The 17,655-nt window shown below is 71.6% G+C and carries 11 protein-coding genes and 3 pseudogenes; 11 read left to right on the top strand and 3 right to left on the bottom strand.

Going from position 1 to position 17,655, the window contains the following annotated elements; all coding sequences use genetic code 11:
• Positions 1–73: 73 nt before the first annotated feature.
• A complete protein-coding gene (gene eccCa / locus JJV70_RS03600) occupies positions 74–4,045 on the bottom strand; it encodes a type VII secretion protein EccCa (RefSeq protein ID WP_219046207.1) in 3,972 nt (1,323 codons plus the stop codon).
• A gap of 192 nt (positions 4,046–4,237) precedes the next feature.
• Between eccCa and eccD the strand changes: the two genes are divergently transcribed.
• The 6 genes from eccD (at position 4,238) to JJV70_RS03570 (ending at position 11,450) form a co-directional block, all read left to right on the top strand.
• Complete coding sequence (eccD, locus tag JJV70_RS03595) at positions 4,238–5,713, top strand: type VII secretion integral membrane protein EccD (RefSeq protein ID WP_219046206.1); 1,476 nt, start codon at positions 4,238–4,240, stop codon at positions 5,711–5,713.
• A gap of 240 nt (positions 5,714–5,953) precedes the next feature.
• Positions 5,954–6,247 (top strand): 30S ribosomal protein S15, encoded by a 294-nt coding sequence (rpsO, locus tag JJV70_RS03590; RefSeq protein ID WP_219046205.1) that lies wholly within the window; start codon positions 5,954–5,956, stop codon positions 6,245–6,247.
• A 287-nt stretch (positions 6,248–6,534) separates the two neighbouring features.
• The gene (locus JJV70_RS03585; protein WP_219046204.1) at positions 6,535–8,763 is read left to right on the top strand and encodes a polyribonucleotide nucleotidyltransferase; all 2,229 of its coding nucleotides are present in this window, start codon (positions 6,535–6,537) and stop codon (positions 8,761–8,763) included.
• Positions 8,760–10,142 (top strand): pitrilysin family protein, encoded by a 1,383-nt coding sequence (locus tag JJV70_RS03580; protein ID WP_219046203.1) that lies wholly within the window; start codon positions 8,760–8,762, stop codon positions 10,140–10,142. The genes JJV70_RS03585 and JJV70_RS03580 overlap by 4 nt, the downstream gene beginning before the upstream one ends.
• A 37-nt stretch (positions 10,143–10,179) precedes the next feature.
• Positions 10,180–10,935, top strand: coding sequence for a 4-hydroxy-tetrahydrodipicolinate reductase (gene dapB / locus JJV70_RS03575; RefSeq protein ID WP_219046202.1), 756 nt, complete (start codon positions 10,180–10,182; stop codon positions 10,933–10,935).
• A gap of 38 nt (positions 10,936–10,973) precedes the next feature.
• Complete coding sequence (locus JJV70_RS03570) at positions 10,974–11,450, top strand: hypothetical protein (protein WP_219046201.1); 477 nt, start codon at positions 10,974–10,976, stop codon at positions 11,448–11,450.
• A gap of 146 nt (positions 11,451–11,596) precedes the next feature.
• On the opposite strand, the gene JJV70_RS03565 is transcribed toward JJV70_RS03570, so the two are convergent.
• Both JJV70_RS03565 and JJV70_RS03560 read right to left on the bottom strand, forming a co-directional pair.
• Positions 11,597–12,181: a hypothetical protein gene (locus tag JJV70_RS03565; protein WP_219046200.1), complete on the bottom strand. Its 585-nt coding sequence runs from the start codon at positions 12,179–12,181 to the stop codon at positions 11,597–11,599.
• Between the two features lie 172 nt (positions 12,182–12,353).
• Complete coding sequence (locus JJV70_RS03560; protein WP_219046199.1) at positions 12,354–12,590, bottom strand: hypothetical protein; 237 nt, start codon at positions 12,588–12,590, stop codon at positions 12,354–12,356.
• A 273-nt stretch (positions 12,591–12,863) separates the two neighbouring features.
• Here JJV70_RS03560 and JJV70_RS22425 point away from each other — a divergent pair.
• The 5 genes and pseudogenes from JJV70_RS22425 to JJV70_RS03545 form a co-directional block, all read left to right on the top strand.
• Positions 12,864–13,106 (top strand): annotated as a pseudogene (locus JJV70_RS22425) (FAD-dependent thymidylate synthase); the annotation flags it as partial.
• A gap of 96 nt (positions 13,107–13,202) precedes the next feature.
• Positions 13,203–14,012 (top strand): annotated as a pseudogene (locus JJV70_RS23130) (HNH endonuclease); the annotation flags it as partial.
• Between the two features lie 3 nt (positions 14,013–14,015).
• Positions 14,016–14,465 (top strand): annotated as a pseudogene (gene thyX / locus JJV70_RS23125) (FAD-dependent thymidylate synthase); the annotation flags it as partial.
• A gap of 157 nt (positions 14,466–14,622) precedes the next feature.
• The gene (dapA, locus tag JJV70_RS03550; protein WP_219046198.1) at positions 14,623–15,522 is read left to right on the top strand and encodes a 4-hydroxy-tetrahydrodipicolinate synthase; all 900 of its coding nucleotides are present in this window, start codon (positions 14,623–14,625) and stop codon (positions 15,520–15,522) included.
• A 101-nt stretch (positions 15,523–15,623) separates the two neighbouring features.
• Complete coding sequence (locus tag JJV70_RS03545) at positions 15,624–17,309, top strand: ribonuclease J (protein ID WP_219046197.1); 1,686 nt, start codon at positions 15,624–15,626, stop codon at positions 17,307–17,309.
• Positions 17,310–17,655: the final 346 nt, after the last annotated feature.

Below are 17,655 nucleotides of genomic sequence, written 5' to 3'. Positions count from 1 at the left end.
TTCCGGAAGGCATGCGAGGGGCGGGACGCTCCACCAGGAGTGTCCCGCCCCTCGCATGCCCGGGCGTACCGGGCTACTGCACCGGCGGTCGCCAGCCCACCTGCACCAGCGGCGTGCCCCGCTTGCGGGAGGCGAAGATGGCGCGGCCGGGGGGCATGCGGCGGGGGCGGACCTTGCCGATGAGGTCACCCTCGGACGGATCACCCGACAGGACGACGCCCTGCGCGCCCAGCTCCTTGAAGCGCTGCATGAACGACTCGAAGAACGCACGCGACCCGCCCGAGGAGTTGCGGGCGATGATGAAGCGCACGCCGATGTCGCGGGCGAACGGCAGGTGTTCGGTGAGCACCGCGAGCGGGTTGCCGTTGGAGGTGGCGACGAGTTCGTAGTCGTCGACGATGATGAAGATGCGCGGCCCGGACCACCAGCTGCGGTCCCGCAGCTGTTGCGGGGTGACGTCGTCCGGCGGGGTGCGCTTTTCCATCAGGTCGGCCATCGCCGACATGTGGCTGTCCATGGAGTTGGCCATCGCGGCGTACACGATCAGGTGCGAGTCGGGGATATCGCCGAGCAGGCCGCGCCGGTAGTCGGTGACGACGATGCGGGCTTCGTCGGGTGTGTAGCGCTCGGTGATCTGCTGGGCGAGCAGCCGAATGAGGGCCGTCTTGCCGGATTCGCTCTCGCCGAGGATGAGGAGGAACGGGTCGGTCTCGAAGTCGAGGTAGACCGGCTCCAGGTTCGTCTCGTCCAGGCCGAAGGCGACGCCGCGCTCGGGGTGTTCGTGGCCCCGGGGCAGCTGGTGGGCGGGGACTTCGCGGGGCAGGAGCCGCACGGCGGGTGCCTCGGCGTAGGGCCACGCTTCCCGTACGCGGGCCACGGTGTGCTCGGTCGCCTCGGAGAGGTTGTCGGCGTCGTTGCCGCCGTCGATGCGCGGCATCGCCGCCATGAAGTGCAGCTTCTGCGGGGTCTGCCCACGGCCCGGTACGCCCGGGGGCACGTTGCGGGCGATCTTGCGGTCGAACTCGGAGTCCATCGGATCGCCCAGGCGCAGTTCCAGGCGGTTCATCAGCTGGTCCTTCAGCGCGGGCCGCAGTTCCATGCTGCGGGAGGCCGCGATGACGACGTGGATGCCGTAGCCCAGGCCGCGGCTGGCGATGTCGGTGACGACCTCCGTCAGCGTGTCGTACTCCTGCTTGAACGCGCCCCAGCCGTCGATGACCAGGAACACGTCACCGAACGGCTGGTCGCTGATCTCGCCCCGGGCCCGCCGGCGCCGGTAGGTGGCCACGGAGTCGATGCTGTGGGTGCGGAAGTACTCCTCGCGCTGGACCAGGACGCCCGCGACCTCGGCCACGGTGCGGCGCACCCGCTCCGGGTCGAGCCGGGAGGCGACACCGCCGACGTGCGGCAGCCCGGCGACGGCCGACATGCCGCCACCGCCGAAGTCCAGCCCGTAGAACTGGACCTCCGCCGGGGTGTGGGTCAGCGCGAAGGACGTCACCAGAGTGCGCAGCAGCGTCGACTTGCCCGACTGCGGCCCGCCGATGAGCAGCATGTGCCCGGCGGCGCCGGAGAAGTCGCAGTACAGCACCTCGCGCCGCTGCTCGAACGGCTTGTCGACGAGGCCGAGGGGCACAACGAGCCGCCCGGTCAGCGTGGCGTCGGGCACCGTCAGCCCGCGGTGCTCCACCGGTGCCAGGCCCGGCAGCAGTTCGTCCAGCGGGGACGCCTTGTCCAGCGGCGGCAGCCACACCTGGTGCGCGGGCGGTCCCTGCCCCTCCAGGCGGCGCACGATCACATCCAGCACGGTGTCGGCCAGCGCGTCGTCCTCGGCCGGTGCCGCGGGTGCCGGGATGGTCGGCTCGGCGGGTTCGGGCCGCGCGTACCGCACGGGCACCCGCGCGGCGGTGAACACGGCTGGACGCCGCTCAACGCTCGGCCCGCCCGCCGGTGTCACCGGCCCGGAGCCGCCCGCGCGGTAGACGCCGGAGACGTAGGCGGCCTTGAACCGGGTCATCTCGTCGGTGCCGAACTTCAGGTAACCCGAACCCGGTACCGAGGGCAGGTGGTAAGCGTCGGGCACGCCGATGGCGGTGCGCGACTCGGCGGCCGAGAAGGTGCGCAGGCCGATGCGGTACGACAGGTAGGTCTCCAGCCCGCGCAGCCGCCCCTCCTCCAGGCGCTGCGAGGCCAGCAGCAGGTGGACGCCCAGCGACCGGCCGATGCGGCCGATCTGGATGAACATGTCGATGAAATCCGGCTTGGCCGTAAGCAGTTCGCTGAACTCGTCGATGACGATGACCAGCGAGGCGATCGGGTCCAGCGGCGCACCGGCGGCGCGGGCCTTCTCGTAGTCGTGGATGTTGGCGTAGTTGCCCGCGTCGCGCAGCATCTCCTGACGCCGGTTGAGTTCGCCACGGATGGAGTCGCCCATGCGGTCCACGAGGGTGAGGTCGTCGGCCAGGTTGGTGATGACGGCGGCGACGTGCGGCATCTGCGACATGCCCGCGAACGTCGCGCCGCCCTTGAAGTCGGCGAGCACGAAGTTCAGCGTCTGCGAGGAGTGCGTCACCGCCAGGCCCAGCACCAGGGTGCGCAGCAGCTCGGACTTGCCGGAGCCGGTGGCGCCCACGCACAGACCGTGCGGCCCCATGCCGTCCTGGGCCGCTTCCTTGAGGTCCAGCATGACGGGCTGGCCGTCCACGCCGACGCCGATCGGCACCCGCAGCCGCTCGCCCTGGGCCCGCGGCCGCCAGGTGCGGGCGACGTCCACGGACGCGGCGTCCCCGAGCGCGAGCAGGTCGGTGAACTCCAGGTTGGCCAGCAGCGGTTCGTCCTCGTCGCCGCCGCCGCTCATCCGCAGCGGCGCCAGCTGCCGGGCCAGCGCCTCGGCGGCGGGCCGGGCCAGGGTGTCCGGCTGCCCCTCGTAGACCACGCCACGGCCGGACTCCAGCCGCAGTTCGCCCGGCCGCACGACGACCGACAGCCCGCCGCGCGGTTCGCGCAGTTCACCGCCCACGACCTCGACGACGGTCACGCCCTGCATGCCCTCGGGCGAGGCGAAGGCGGACGTCGGCGGCACGGCGGCGCCATCCAGGATGAGCACCACGTGCGGCTGTTCCAGCAGCGGCGGGGCCTGCGGGTGGAACCGGGTGCGGCCCTCCAGCCGGGGCCGCAGCAGCTCCTCCAGCTCCACCAGGTCGGCGCTGATCAGCCGGCGGCTGCCAGCGCCGTCCACCTCGCCGTGCTGGGCGTGCGGCAGCCACTTGACCCACTCCCAGCGGTCAGCGGACTCGCGGTCCCCGGCGGCTACCGCCACCACGAGGTCGTCGGGGGAGTGCAGGGCGGCCAGCTGCGCCACCATCGCCCGGGCCGCGCCGTACGCGGAGTCGGCGTGGCCGGAGACCGTCAGGTGGTAGAAGGCGCGCATCGACACCGCCATCGGCAGCCCGTCGAGGGTGCTGTGGGTGGCCAGGAAGCGCTGCATGGCTCCGGCGGTCAGCGGCTCCAGCTCGTCCACGGGCGCGGTGTCAGGGGCTACCAGGGGGGAGGCGAGCCGCTGTTCCCCCAGTCCCACCCTGACCTGGCCGAAGTCGTCGTCGCCCGCACGGCGTTCCCACACCCGGCTGCCCTCGGCGACCAGCGACCACAGCTGTTCGGGCGCGGGGTGCAGGTAGAACTGCGCGTCGCGCTGCCTGGCCGCCGTGGCACGTACGGTCCGCCGCGTCTGCGCCAGGTACTTGAGGTAGTCGCGCCGCAGCTGTGCCATCTGGCCCTGGGTGCCGCGGCGGAAGCGCACGATGGTGAAGACGACCATGGCCACCGTCGAGACGGCCATGATCGAGCCCATGATCCGCATGAACGGGTTGGGCGACATGAAGAAGAACACCACCGAGCCGCCCATGCCCAGCATGGGCACGACCTGCATCAGCACGCCTTCCTGCTGACCGCGCGGCAGCTCCGGCGGCGGCTCCAGGCGCAGCTGCTCACCGGGCACGTCCCCGGGGAGTGCCCGCGGCGGGCGCTTGACGACGATCTGGCTCACGGCGTACCAATCCTCAACGACAGGTCCGGAGGTCCACTGAACCGGCCGTCACGCCCCCGTGGCGCCGGCTCCCCTCCGCGCGAGGGCGATCCTACTTGCCGCCCCTTGCCTGCTTTCAGGTCCATGCCACCGGGCCGGATAGGGTGAGCCTCGCCGCGTGCGCACAGTGATACATCAGTGAGGGGGCTCCCGGTGAGTACGTCAGCAGGTGCGACGGCGCTCGCGCCGACAGCGACCGCCACCGGTTTCTGCCGGGTGACCATCGTCGCGCCCGACAGCCGGATCGATGTGGCCCTGCCCGAGGACATCCCGGTGGCGGACCTCTACCCGGAGATCCTGCGGCTGTCCGCGCAGACGCCCGGTGAGGGGGCCCCGGTCGGCTACCACCTGGTGCGCCGGGACGGGACGGTGCTGGATGGCGGCCGCTCGCTGCTGGCCCAGCGTGTGCTGGACGGCGAGGTGCTGAGCCTGCGCCCGTTCGCGGACTCGCTGCCCCCGGCCGTGTTCGACGACGTCTCCGACGCCGTGGCCACCGCCGTCGCCCGCGACCGCACCCTGTGGACCGACCGGCTGATGCGCGGCGCGGGGCTGACCGGCGGCGTGGTGCTGCTGACGCTGATGGCCGGGGTGCTGTGGTACTCCGACCCGGCTGGCCACGACATGCACAGCCTCGCCGGGGTCATCGCCGGGGTCACCTCCGTGCTGCTCCTCGCCCTGGCCGCCGTGCGCGCCCGGGTGTACGACGACCGCGGCACGGGAACGGCCCTGGGCCTCGCCGCGCTGCCGCACGCCATGATCGCCGGATCGGGCGTGCTGCCGCTGCAGGAGGGGCACGGCGTGGGCCGGCTGCAGTTCCTGCTGGGCTGCGTGGCCGTACTGCTGGCGGCCGCCGTGCTGATCGCGCTGCTGCCGGGCCGTGAGGCACCGTTTGTGGCCGCCGCGTTCGCCGCCGCCATCGGCACGCTCGCCGTGTTCGGCATGATCCTGCTCGACGCCAGCGCGCTGGCTGGTGCCGCCGTGTGCGCGCCGGTGGCCATCGGCATCGTCGGCTTCCTGCCCGGGCTGTCCGCCCGCTTCGCCCGGCTGCCCATCGGCTACGCCCCGCCGCGCCCCGGCCAGGACGTCACCGGCGTCGCCGCCGAGGACCCCTTCGCCCCGGCCGACCCCGGCCCGGTGGACCCCGACCGCATCCTGGGGCAGGTCCGGCGCGGGCACGGCATGCTGCTGGGCCTGGTCGGCGGCTGCTCCGTCGTCGTGGTCGGTGCCGCGGCCGTGCTGGGCTTCGCGCACAACGTGTGGGCGCAGATCCTCGCGCTGGTCACCGGCCTGGCCCTGCTGCTGCGCGCCCGGCTGTTCCGCTACACCTCACAGATCAGCTGCGCGCTGGCCGCCGGGGCCACCGCGATCGCGCTGCTCCTGCTCGCGCTCGCGCTGCACACCCCGCCCAGCCAGGACGGCGGCGGGCTGCGCACCCTGTGGCTGGCCGCCGCTCTGGCCGCCGGTGCCGCCCTGCTCACCGCGATCGGCCTGATCGTCCCGCGCGCGGGCCTCACCCCGTTCTGGGGCCGCCTGCTGGACCTGTTCGACGGCCTGGTGCTGCTGTCCCTGACCCCGCTGGCCCTGGCGGCGCTGGACGTCTACAGCGCCGCCCGCTCGATGACGAGCTGAACCGCCAGCGGCCCGGCCAAAAGGGCCAGCCCGGCCGGTGCGGGCGGGCCACCCGCCTGGTGTAAGCTACGGGCGGCCGTTTGTGTACGCACCCTCCGGAGCGGTCGCTCTGGGGGAGCAGCGCCCAGCGAGCCCCGCCTCCCGAGTCCCGGAAGCTCCCCTGAGACGCAGACCAGGGGCACTCGGCGGCCACCCGCGGTCTTTGGCACCGTAGGGCAGTGAAACCCAGAAGGAGTACGCGTGTCCTCTCTCGACGCCGCGACGAAGAAGCAGATCATCTCCGAGTACGCCACCAAGGAGGGCGACACCGGCTCCCCCGAGGTTCAGGTGGCCCTGCTCACGCAGCGCATCAAGGACCTCACCGAGCACCTGAAGACGCACAAGCACGACCACCACTCGCGCCGGGGTCTGCTGCTGCTGGTCGGCCAGCGCCGCCGCCTGCTGCAGTACCTGGCCAAGAAGGACATCACACGCTTCCGCGCCCTGGTCGACCGCCTCGGCATCCGCCGCGGTGCGGCGGGCGGCGCGCGCTGAGTCGTGACGGAGGGAGCGGTTCCGTAATCGGGGGCCGCTCCCTTCGTCGTACCCCGTGGAGCGCCGGAGCTTTGTAGGCTGGCCCCACAGGTACGCACAGCTACCCACCCGACAACCGAACACCACACGGCGGGGCGCACCCGCTTCCAGCCGGTCCTCGGTAGTGGCCCCCGGACAAGCCCACAGCACGTCCGGGAGCTTCGATCGAAGACCGGCACCCGGGGAGCGCTCCACCGCAGCAGTCCGCGGCGACCCGCGCGGCGGACACGTACGAGGAGACAACCCTGGTGGAGAACGAGACCCACTACGCCGAGGCCGTCATCGACAACGGCGCCTTCGGCACCCGCACCATCCGCTTCGAGACGGGCCGCCTCGCGCGGCAGGCCGCCGGTTCGGCCGTGGCCTACCTGGACGACGACACCATGGTGCTGTCGGCCACCACCGCCTCCAAGCAGCCCAAGGACCAGCTCGACTTCTTCCCCCTCACGGTGGACGTCGAGGAGCGCATGTACTCCGCGGGCAAGATCCCCGGCTCCTTCTTCCGGCGCGAGGGCCGCCCCTCGGAGGACGCGATCCTCACCTGCCGCCTGATCGACCGGCCGCTGCGCCCGTCGTTCAAGAAGGGCCTGCGCAACGAGATCCAGGTCGTCGAGACGATCATGGCCCTCAACCCCGACCACCTCTACGACGTGGTCGCCATCAACGCCGCCTCCTGCTCCACGCAGCTCGCGGGCCTGCCCTTCTCCGGCCCCATCGGCGGCACCCGCGTCGCCCTGATCAAGGGGCAGTGGGTGGCGTTCCCCACGCACACCGAGCTGGAGGACGCCGTCTTCGACATGGTCGTCGCCGGGCGCGTCCTGCCCGACGGTGACGTGGCGATCATGATGGTCGAGGCCGAGGCCACCGAGAAGACCATCGAGCTCGTCCGTGGCGGCGCCAGCGCGCCCACCGAGGAGATCGTGGCCGCCGGTCTGGAAGCCGCCAAGCCCTTTATCAAGGTGCTGTGCAAGGCCCAGTCGGACCTGGCCGCCAAGGCCGCCAAGCCCACCGGCGAGTTCCCCGTGTTCATGGACTACCAGGACGACGTGCTCGACGCCCTGTCCACAGCCGTGCGCGACGAGCTGGCCCAGGCGCTGACGATCGCCGGCAAGCAGGAGCGCGAGAGCGAGCTGGACCGCGTCAAGGCCGTGGCCGCCGAGAAGCTGCTGCCGCAGTTCGAGGGCCGCGAGAAGGAGATCTCCGCCGCCTACCGCTCCCTGACGAAGCAGCTCGTGCGCGAGCGCGTCATCAAGGAGAAGAAGCGCATCGACGGCCGTGGCGTGGCCGAGATCCGCACCCTGGCCGCCGAGGTCGAGGCCATCCCGCGCGTGCATGGCTCCGCCTTGTTCGAGCGCGGCGAGACGCAGATCCTGGGCGTCACCACGCTCAACATGCTGCGCATGGAGCAGCAGCTGGACACCCTCTCCCCGGTGACCCGCAAGCGCTACATGCACAACTACAACTTCCCGCCCTACTCCACCGGTGAGACCGGCCGCGTCGGCTCCCCCAAGCGCCGCGAGATCGGCCACGGGGCGCTGGCCGAGCGGGCCCTCATCCCGGTGCTGCCGGCCCGCGAGGAGTTCCCCTACGCGATCCGGCAGGTCTCCGAGGCGCTGGGCTCCAACGGCTCGACGTCGATGGGCTCGGTGTGCGCCTCCACCATGTCGATGCTCAACGCCGGTGTGCCGCTGAAGGCGCCCGTCGCCGGTATCGCCATGGGCCTGATCTCGCAGGAGATCGAGGGCGAGACGCACTACGTCACCCTCACCGACATCCTCGGCGCCGAGGACGCGTTCGGCGACATGGACTTCAAGGTCGCCGGTACCCGCGAGTTCGTCACCGCGCTGCAGCTCGACACCAAGCTGGACGGCATCCCCGCCTCGGTGCTGGCCGCGGCCCTCAAGCAGGCCCGGGACGCGCGCCTGCACATCCTGGACGTCATGGGCGAGGCCATCGACGTGCCGGACGAGATGTCCCCCAACGCCCCGCGGATCATCACCGTCAAGATCCCCGTGGACAAGATCGGTGAGGTCATCGGCCCGAAGGGCAAGATGATCAACCAGATCCAGGAGGACACCGGCGCCGACATCACCATCGAGGACGACGGCACCATCTACATCGGTGCCGCCGACGGCCCGGCCGCCGAGGCCGCCCGCACCACGATCAACGGCATCGCCAACCCGACGATGCCCGAGGTCGGCGAGCGCTACCTGGGCACCGTGGTGAAGACGACGACGTTCGGCGCGTTCGTCTCCCTGCTCCCCGGCAAGGACGGCCTGCTGCACATCTCGCAGATCCGCAAGCTCGCCGGCGGCAAGCGCGTGGAGAACGTCGAGGACGTGCTCGGCGTGGGCCAGAAGGTCCAGGTCGAGATCGCCGAGATCGACCAGCGCGGCAAGCTCTCCCTCATCCCCGTCCTGGAGGACGAGGAGGGCTCCGGCGAAGGCGGCAAGGCCGAGGCCACGGACGCCCAGTGACGCGTAGCAGCCGCGCGACGGCCCGCCCCTCCCACGTGGAGCGGCGGGCCGTCGCCCGTACCACCACACTCCTGCCCGGCCAGGACGGCACCGGACGCGTCCGGCGCACCGTCCTGCCCGGCGGCCTGCGGGTGGTCACCGAGACGTGGCCGACCGTGCGCTCGGCCACCTTCGGCATCTGGGCGCACGTCGGCTCCCGCGACGAGACCCCGGCGCTGAACGGTGCCACGCACTACCTCGAACACCTGCTGTTCAAGGGCACCGCGCGGCGCAGCGCGCTGGACATCTCCGCCGCGCTGGACGCCGTCGGCGGCGAGATGAACGCGTTCACCGCCAAGGAGTACACCTGCTACTACGCGCGGGTGCTCGACACCGACCTGCCGCTGGCCATCGACGTCGTCTGCGACATGCTCACCGGCTCGCTGATCCGCCCCGAGGACCTGGACGCCGAGCGCGGCGTCATCCTGGAGGAGATCGCGATGACCGAGGACGACCCCGGGGACAGCGTGCACGACGTCTTCGCCCGCACCCTGTTCGGTGACACCCCGCTCGGCCGCCCCATCCTCGGCACCGTCGAGACGGTCGAGGGCCTCACCCGGGACCGCGTCGCCCGCTTCTACCGCAAGCACTACGACCCCACCCGGCTCGTCGTCGCCGCCGCGGGCAACCTCGACCACGCCACCGTCGTGCGTCAGGTCCGCGCCGCGTTCGAGCGGGCCGGGGCGCTCAGCGGCGACGCCGACGCCCAGCCGCTGCCCCCGCGCACCGGCACCCGCCGCGTCACCACCGCCGGCAAGATCGACCTGGTGCGCCGCCGCACCGAGCAGGCCCACGTTGTCCTCGGCATGCCCGGCGTCGCCCGCACCGACGAACGCCGCTGGGCGCTCGGCGTGCTCAACGCGGCCCTCGGCGGCGGCATGAGCAGCCGCCTGTTCCAGGAGATCCGCGAGAAGCGCGGCCTGGCCTACTCGGTGTACTCCCTCACCTCCGGCTACGCCGACTGCGGCATGTTCGGCGTCTACGCGGGCTGCCGCCCCGGCCAGGTGCACGACGTGCTGCGCCTGGCCCGCGACCAGCTCGCCGACGTCGCGGCGAACGGCCTGCCCGAGGAGGAGCTGCGGCGCGCGATCGGCCAGCTGTCCGGCTCCACCGTGCTGGGCCTGGAGGACACTGGCGCCCTGATGCACCGGCTCGGCAAAAGCGAGCTGTGCTGGGGCCGCCAGCTGTCGGTGGACGAGATGCTCGCGCGCATCGCCGCCGTCACCCCCGACGACGTGCGCACCGTCGCCGCTCAGGTGCTGGCCCGCCGCCCCTCGCTCGCCGCGATCGGCCCGTTCACCGACAAGCAGGCCGCCCGCCTGGACGACGCCGTCGCCTGAGCCGCCCCACCCCAGCTGACCAGAAGGAATCCGCACCATGAGCAATCTCCGCGTGGCCGTACTCGGCGCCCAGGGCCGCATGGGCGCCGAAGCCGTCCAGGCCGTGGACGCCGCCGCCGACCTCGACCTGGTGGCCGCCCTCGACCGCGACGACGACCTGACCGCCCTCACCGACGCCCGCGCCCAGGTCGCCGTCGATCTCACCCACCCCGACGCGGTGATGGGCAACGTCGAGTTCTGCGTCCGCCACGGCATCCACGCCGTCGTCGGCACCACCGGCTGGAACGACGAGCGCCTGGCCACCCTGCGCGGCTGGCTCGCCGACGCCCCGGCGACCGGCGTCCTCATCGCGCCCAACTTCGGCCTCGGCGCCGTGCTGACCATGCGCTTCGCGCAGCAGGCCGCGCGGTTCTTCGAGTCCGTCGAGGTGGTCGAACTGCACCACCCGAACAAGGCCGACGCGCCCAGCGGCACCGCCGTGCGCACCGCCCAGCTCATCGCCGACGCCCGCCGGGACGCGGGCTGTGCCCCGCAGCCCGACGCCACCACCACCGCGCTGGACGGCGCCCGGGGCGCGGACGTGGACGGCGTGCCGGTGCACGCCGTGCGGCTGCGCGGACTCGTCGCGCACCAAGAGGTGCTGCTCGGCGGGGAGGGCGAGACGCTCACCATCCGGCACGACTCGCTGCACCGCTCCTCGTTCATGCCCGGCGTGCTGCTCGGCGTGCGCCGCGTGCCCACCGCCCCGGGCCTGACCTACGGCCTGGAGCACTTCCTCGACCTGGACGCCTGAACCAGGCGCCCCGGAACACCCTGCTAGGAGCCCCGGCGATGCGGGCGAAGCTCACTTACTGCGTGCTGGCGGCGGTGCTCGTCGGCTACTTCGTGCTGGCCGGCAGCCGGGGGGTGCTGCTCATCGAGCAGGGCACCCCCGTCACCATCGGCCTCGGCGCCGCCGTGCTGGTGCTGCCGCTGCTCGGCGCCTGGTTCCTGTGGCACAGCACCCGCTTCGCCGTGCTCGCCGGGCGCCTGGCCCGGCAGCTGGACGCCGAGGGCGGGCTGCCGGCCGACGAGCTGGAACGCACCCCCAGCGGCCGCATCGACCGGGCCGGTGCCGACGCCGTCTTCGCCCGCCGCCGCGCCGAGACCGAGGCCCGCCCCGAGGACTGGCGCAGCTGGTTCCGGCTGGCCGTCGCCTACCACGATGCCCGCGACACCCCGCGCGCCCGCAAGGCCATGCAGCGCGCGATCACCTTGCACCGCACCGAACAGCGCGCCCAGCGCGACGCGTCGCAGCCCCCCGCCTGACCCCACCGGGCCTCACCCGGCCCAGTGGCACCGCGCACGAACGGACGGGCCAGGGCGGTGGAGCTGCGACGCTTGCCGCACTCTGCGAGGTCCTGGAGTGCCAGCCCGGGGGTCCTGCGCTGGGAGCCCGGCGCCGACGCGTGAGGTCAGCGGCCCTCGCGGGCCGCCCCCACCCCCGCGACCCGGTGCTCCTGCGCCCAGCTTTCCAGCACGTCGGCCGCCCGTTCGAACGCGCCGGGCTTGGCCAGGAAGTCAGCGCTGTGGTCGGTCACCAGCATGCGCAGGGCCGGGCCGTCGCGCCGCTCGACGCGTACCGCCTGCCCCTGCACCGTCCGCGGCAGCCCCAGCCAGCGCACCGGCTGCTGCACCGTGCGGACGGAGCCGACCTCACGCCAGCTGAGCGTCACCGTCCGCAGCAACTGCACCTGTCGCAGCCCGTGCGCGCTCACCCACACCCCCACGCGCAGCGCCCGCAGGGCCACCGCCAGCACCACCACCGCGCTCACCAGGCACACCAGGGCCCCGGCCAGCGAGCCGACGACGGTGATGATGACGGCGGAGATCAGCAGGTACGCGGTGAGCAGCAGCAGCACGGCGCCGCCGCCCACCCGCCACGGGCCGGGCCGGTACGGGCGGCGCCAGCGGCCCCGGTCGGCGTACGGCAGCGGTTCCTCGGAGATCACCACGGTGGTTCTCAGCTCGTGGTCGGCCGTCAGGAAGGGTAGGGGCACGACGGGTCCTCGCTCGCGGTCCGGGGCGGTGCGCAGGACAGGGTGACGTCCTGTGACCGGTGAGGTTATCGGGCAAACCAGCGAACGGTCATACCAGGGCCCCGGCCCGGCGCGCCCGGCGTACACCGTGCTCCCCGCGGCTATTCCGCGCTCCCCGGGCCGTGCCCGCGCATCAGCGCTCCGCGGCCTCCTGCTGCTGGCCGCGCGGCTCGTCGAGCTGGACCTCGAGCGCGGGCACCGCCAGCAGCATCGCCCCGACGAGCCCGGCTACCACCACCAGCGTCAGCACGACCCGCCCGGCCAGCTCAGAGACGCTGGCGCGGCGGCGCGGGGGCGGGGTGACGTTGCTGCGGAACCGGTCGGCCTCGGCGACGAAGGCGAACGGGACGGGCTCTCCGCGGCGGAACATGGTCTCTGCTCTCCTTTGGCCTGGGTTCTCACGAGTGCGTGTGTGTTGCGTTACCGGAAGTCCGTCCACGTATCCCCCTGGTGCCCGTTTTCCACGGCTTCCTCAAACATCTGGACGAGTAGAACCGGTCTGGGGTTGCCTGCCCGACGCGACGAGAAGCATGCGTGTCACCCGTGCCCGTGGTGTCCGCCGCCGCGCCGTAGGCTGTTCGCCGCCGTCCGACGCACCCCTGGAAGGACCCCCGTGAGCGACGAACCCCGCTTCCGCAGTGACATGACCGTCGAGCTGGTCAAGCACAGCGCGGCCGACACCGACGTGCTGTGGGCCGCTCGCGTGTCCACGGCGGGGGAGCAGTCCCTGGAGGAACTGACCAAGGACCCGGAACGCTCCCGGGGTCTGATCAACTACCTGATGCGGGACCGCCACGGCAGCCCCTTTGAGCACAACTCCATGACGTTCTTCATCAGCGCCCCCCTCTTCGTCTTCCGCGAGTTCCACCGGCACCGGGTCGGCTGGTGCCTGGCGGGGGACTCGGAGGTCACCCTCGTCAGCGAGGCGGGGCACCTGCGGCGCGAGAAGATCTCCGAGCTCTACCAGCAGTGGCACCACGGTGTGGAAGACCGGCTGCCCTGGTCGGCGGGCGGAGTGACATGGCACCGCACGGCAGGCAAGTGGCAGGCTCAGGTGAGCCGTCAGCACACCACCCACCACCTTGGGCTCTTCGACAGCCGCGAGGCGGCGGAGGCCACGGTCTTGGAGTTCCGCGAACAGCATCCGTCCACGCGGCTGCGCAATCTCGGTTCGGTGCGCCGTAACCATGTCCGCTGCTACGACGAGGAGACGCTGCAGGCGCAGCGGGCGCAGATCGCCGACGTCTACGAGTCGGGCGTCAAGCGGCTCATCAAGCTGGCCACGTCCGGCGGGCGGGAACTGCGCTGCTCGGTGGACCACGCGATCCTGACTCCAGGCGGCTGGCGGAAGGCGGGGGAGCTGGCCCCCGGAGACCAGGTCATGGCCACGGGGACCGCGCCGCGCCCCACCGAGCGGCTGGTTCCGCCGAGCCTCCGCCGGGGTATCGGGGTCTGGACGTCGATGCAGCGGGAACGGCTGATCGGCGAGCGCGACACATGCCATCTGTGCGCCGGGGAGTTCCCGCGCGAGGAGCTGGCGCTCGACCACGTCGTACCGGTGGTGGAAGACCTCCGGACGGCACTGGACGAGACGAACCTCGCACCGGCGTGCGAAGCGTGCCATGCGGCGAAAAGCGCCCGCGAGCAGGCCGGTGCCCGGCGGGGAGGAATGATCTCCGTGGCTCGCCCGGAGACCGTCACGGCCGTCGTGGAGGACGGCGAGGAGATGACGTACGACCTTTCGGTGGAAGGTCCCTGGCACAACTTCCTGGCGGACGGCATCGTCGTGCACAACTCCTACAACGAGGAGAGCGGCAGGTACCGGCGGCTGGAGCCGGTGTTCTACGTGCCGGACGCGGAACGCAAACTGGTGCAGCAGGGCCGGCCGGGCAAGTACGAGTTCGTCGCGGGCACCGCGGAGCAGCACACACTGGTGTCCAAGGCCATGACGGACTCCTACCGGCAGGCGTACGCCGCCTACCAGGAGATGCTGGCCGCCGGGGTGGCCCGGGAGGTGGCGCGGGCCACGCTGCCCGTGGGCCTGTACTCCTCGATGTACGCCACCTGCAACGCGCGCTCACTGATGCACTTCCTGGGCCTGCGCACGCAGCACGAACTGGCGAAGGTGCCCTCGTTCCCGCAGCGCGAGATCGAGCTGGTGGGGGAGCGGATGGAGGCCGAGTGGGCCCGGTTGATGCCCCTCACCTACGCCGCGTTCAACGCCAACGGCCGGGTAGCACCGTAACCGCTTGATGTGTCCGGATTGCGGCTTTTAAGGGGGTTCATTTAGGCTGAATCCACGGACCCGGCACTGCCTGAACCCCCGAGCAGACAGTGCCGGGCTCCGCATCGCGGCGCCCCGAGGGAGCGCGCGGCACCGCGCTACGAGTAGCGTGGACCCTATGGCTCCGACCTCCACACCGCAGACGCCCTTCGGGCGGGTCCTCACCGCCATGGTCACGCCGTTCGACGCGGACGGCGCCGTCGACCTGGACGGTGCCCAGCGCCTGGCCACTCACCTGGTCGAGGCGGGCAACGACGGCATCGTCGTCAACGGCACCACCGGCGAGTCGCCGACGACTACCGACGCGGAGAAAGCACAGCTCGTGCGGGCGGTTGTGGAGGCCGTCGGCGACCGGGCGCACGTCGTGGCCGGAGCCAGCACGAACGACACCGCGCACAGCCTGAAGCTGGCCCGCGCCGCGGAGCAGGCCGGAGCCCACGGGCTGCTCGCCGTCACGCCCTACTACAACAAGCCCCCGCAGGAGGGCCTGTACCGGCACTTCACCGCGATCGCGGACAGCACCGGGCTACCCGTGATGCTCTACGACATCCCCGGCCGCTCCGGGGTGCCGATCAACACCGAGACCATCGTCCGGCTGGCCGAGCACCCGCGGATCGTCGCCAACAAGGACGCCAAGGGCGACCTCGGCCGCGCCAGCTGGGCCATCGCCGCCTCCGGGCTGGCCTGGTACTCCGGTGACGACATGCTGAACCTCCCGCTGCTGTCCGTCGGGGCGGTGGGCTTCGTCTCCGTCGTCGGCCACGTCGTCTCCCCCGAGCTGCGGGCCCTGCTCGACGCCTACCTCAGCGGCGATGTCGCCAAGGCGACCGAGATCCACCAGAAGCTGCTGCCCGTCTTCACCGGTATGTTCCGTACCCAGGGCGTGATCACCACCAAGGCCGCCCTGGCCCGCCAGGGACTGCCCGGCGGCCCGCTGCGCCTGCCGCTGGTGGAGCTGACGGACGACGAAACCGAACAGCTCAGGCGCGATCTCGCCGCCGGCGGGGTACAGCTGTAGCACCAGACTTCACAACCGCATACCGAACAACTGAACCGCACGACCAACGCGCGCGCCACGCGCCCCGCCGGGTGCGTGGCGCGCGTGGTGAGGAGAGTTTCTTGAGCCACCCACACCCCGAACTCGGCCCCCCGCCGAAGCTTCCCAAGGGCGGCCTGCGCGTCACCCCGCTCGGCGGCCTGGGCGAGATCGGCCGCAACATGACCGTTTTCGAGTACGGCGGACGGCTGCTGATCGTTGACTGCGGCGTGCTGTTCCCCGAGGAGGAGCAGCCCGGCATCGACCTGATCCTGCCGGACTTCAGCTCCATCCGGGACCGGCTGGACGACATCGACGGCATCGTGCTCACCCACGGCCACGAGGACCACATCGGCGGCGTCCCGTTCCTGCTGCGGGAGAAGCCCGACATCCCGCTGATCGGCTCCAAGCTGACGCTCGCGCTCATCGAGGCCAAGCTCCAGGAGCACCGCATCCGCCCCTACACCCTTCAGGTGCGCGAGGGCGGGCGCGAGCGTATCGGCCCCTTCGACTGCGAGTTCGTCGCCGTCAACCACTCCATCCCGGACGCGCTGGCCGTCGCCATCCGCACCCCCGCGGGCATGGTGGTGCACACCGGCGACTTCAAGATGGACCAGCTGCCGCTCGACGGCCGCCTCACCGACCTGCGGGCCTTCGCCCGGCTCGGTGAGGAGGGCATCGACCTGCTGCTGTCGGACTCCACCAACGCCGAAGTGCCCGGCTTCGTGCCCCCGGAGCGGGACATCTCGCAAGTCCTGCACCAGGTGTTCGCCCGCGCCAGGCGGCGGGTCATTGTGGCGAGCTTCGCCAGTCACGTGCACCGCATCCAGCAGATCCTCGACGCCGCGCACGAGCACGGGCGCCGGGTGGCCTTCGTCGGTCGCTCGATGGTCCGCAACATGGGCATCGCCCGGGACCTGGGCTACCTGAAGGTGCCCGCCGGGCTGGTCGTGGACGTCAAGACGCTGGACGACCTGCCGGACCACGAGGTGGTGCTGGTGTGCACCGGTTCCCAGGGCGAGCCGATGGCGGCCCTGTCCCGCATGGCCAACCGTGACCACCAGATCCGGATCGTCCAGGGTGACACGGTGATCCTGGCGTCCTCCCTCATCCCGGGCAACGAGAACGCGGTGTACCGCGTGATCAACGGGCTCACGCGGTGGGGCGCCAATGTCGTGCACAAGGGCAATGCCAAGGTGCACGTCTCCGGCCACTCCTCGGCCGGCGAGCTGCTGTTCTTCTACAACATCTGCCAGCCGCGCAACCTGATGCCGGTACACGGTGAGTGGCGGCACCTGCGGGCCAACGCGGAGCTGGGCGCGCAGACCGGGGTGCCACGGGACCGCGTGGTCATCGCCGAGGACGGCGTGGTGGTGGACCTCGTCAAGGGCAAGGCCAACATCGTCGGCAAGGTGCAGGCGGGTTACGTCTACGTGGACGGCCTCTCCGTCGGCGACGTCACCGAGGCCGCGCTGAAGGACCGGCGCATCCTGGGCGACGAGGGCATCGTCTCGATCTTCGTCGTGGTGGACAGCACCACGGGGAAGATCGTCGGCGGGCCGCACATCCAGGCCCGCGGCTCCGGCATCGACGACGCGGACTTCTCCACGTTGACACCGAAGCTCGACGAGGCGCTGGCCAAGGCGGCCCAGGACGGCGTTGCCGAGGTGCACCAGCTCCAGCAGCTGGTGCGCCGGACGGCGGGCAAGTGGGTGTCCGACGCCTACCGCCGCCGACCGATGATCCTCCCGGTCGTCGTCGAGGTCTGACCCGCCGTCAGCCTCCCCTGTCGGCACGGGGCGCCAGGATTTGCATCCTGGCGCCCCGCTCCAGTACGTTTACGTCTCCACCTCGCAGGGAAACGCGGACACTGTTGTGTCCACGGGTTCCGGGAGGATGGAAAATCCGACGGAAATCTTCTGATACCGTTGGAACGCGCCGAAAGGCAATAAAGGATTCCGACTCCTTCGAGACGAAATTCAGGGCGGGAAACCGGCCGGAAAGAGTCTGGTAAAGTTGGAGACACCGAAGGGAAGCGCCCGGAGGATGGCCTGGAAGGGTGTCCGAAGGAAGCGTCCGTTCCTTGAGAACTCAACAGTGCACCAAAAGTCAACG

The organism is Streptomyces sp. JJ66 (assembly GCF_019303495.1).
Taxonomy (GTDB): Bacteria; Actinomycetota; Actinomycetes; order Streptomycetales; family Streptomycetaceae; genus Streptomyces.
Note: the sequence above shows the minus strand (reverse complement) of the source record. Positions and strands in the feature narration are given on the sequence as shown.

Coding starts and splice junctions, on each gene's coding strand:
- dapB (WP_219046202.1), top strand. CDS start 10,180: ATGAGCAATCTCCGCGTGGCCGTACTCGGCGCCCAGGGCCGCATGGGC.
- dapA (WP_219046198.1), top strand. CDS start 14,623: ATGGCTCCGACCTCCACACCGCAGACGCCCTTCGGGCGGGTCCTCACC.
- JJV70_RS03560 (WP_219046199.1), bottom strand. CDS start 12,590: ATGTTCCGCCGCGGAGAGCCCGTCCCGTTCGCCTTCGTCGCCGAGGCC.
- JJV70_RS03570 (WP_219046201.1), top strand. CDS start 10,974: ATGCGGGCGAAGCTCACTTACTGCGTGCTGGCGGCGGTGCTCGTCGGC.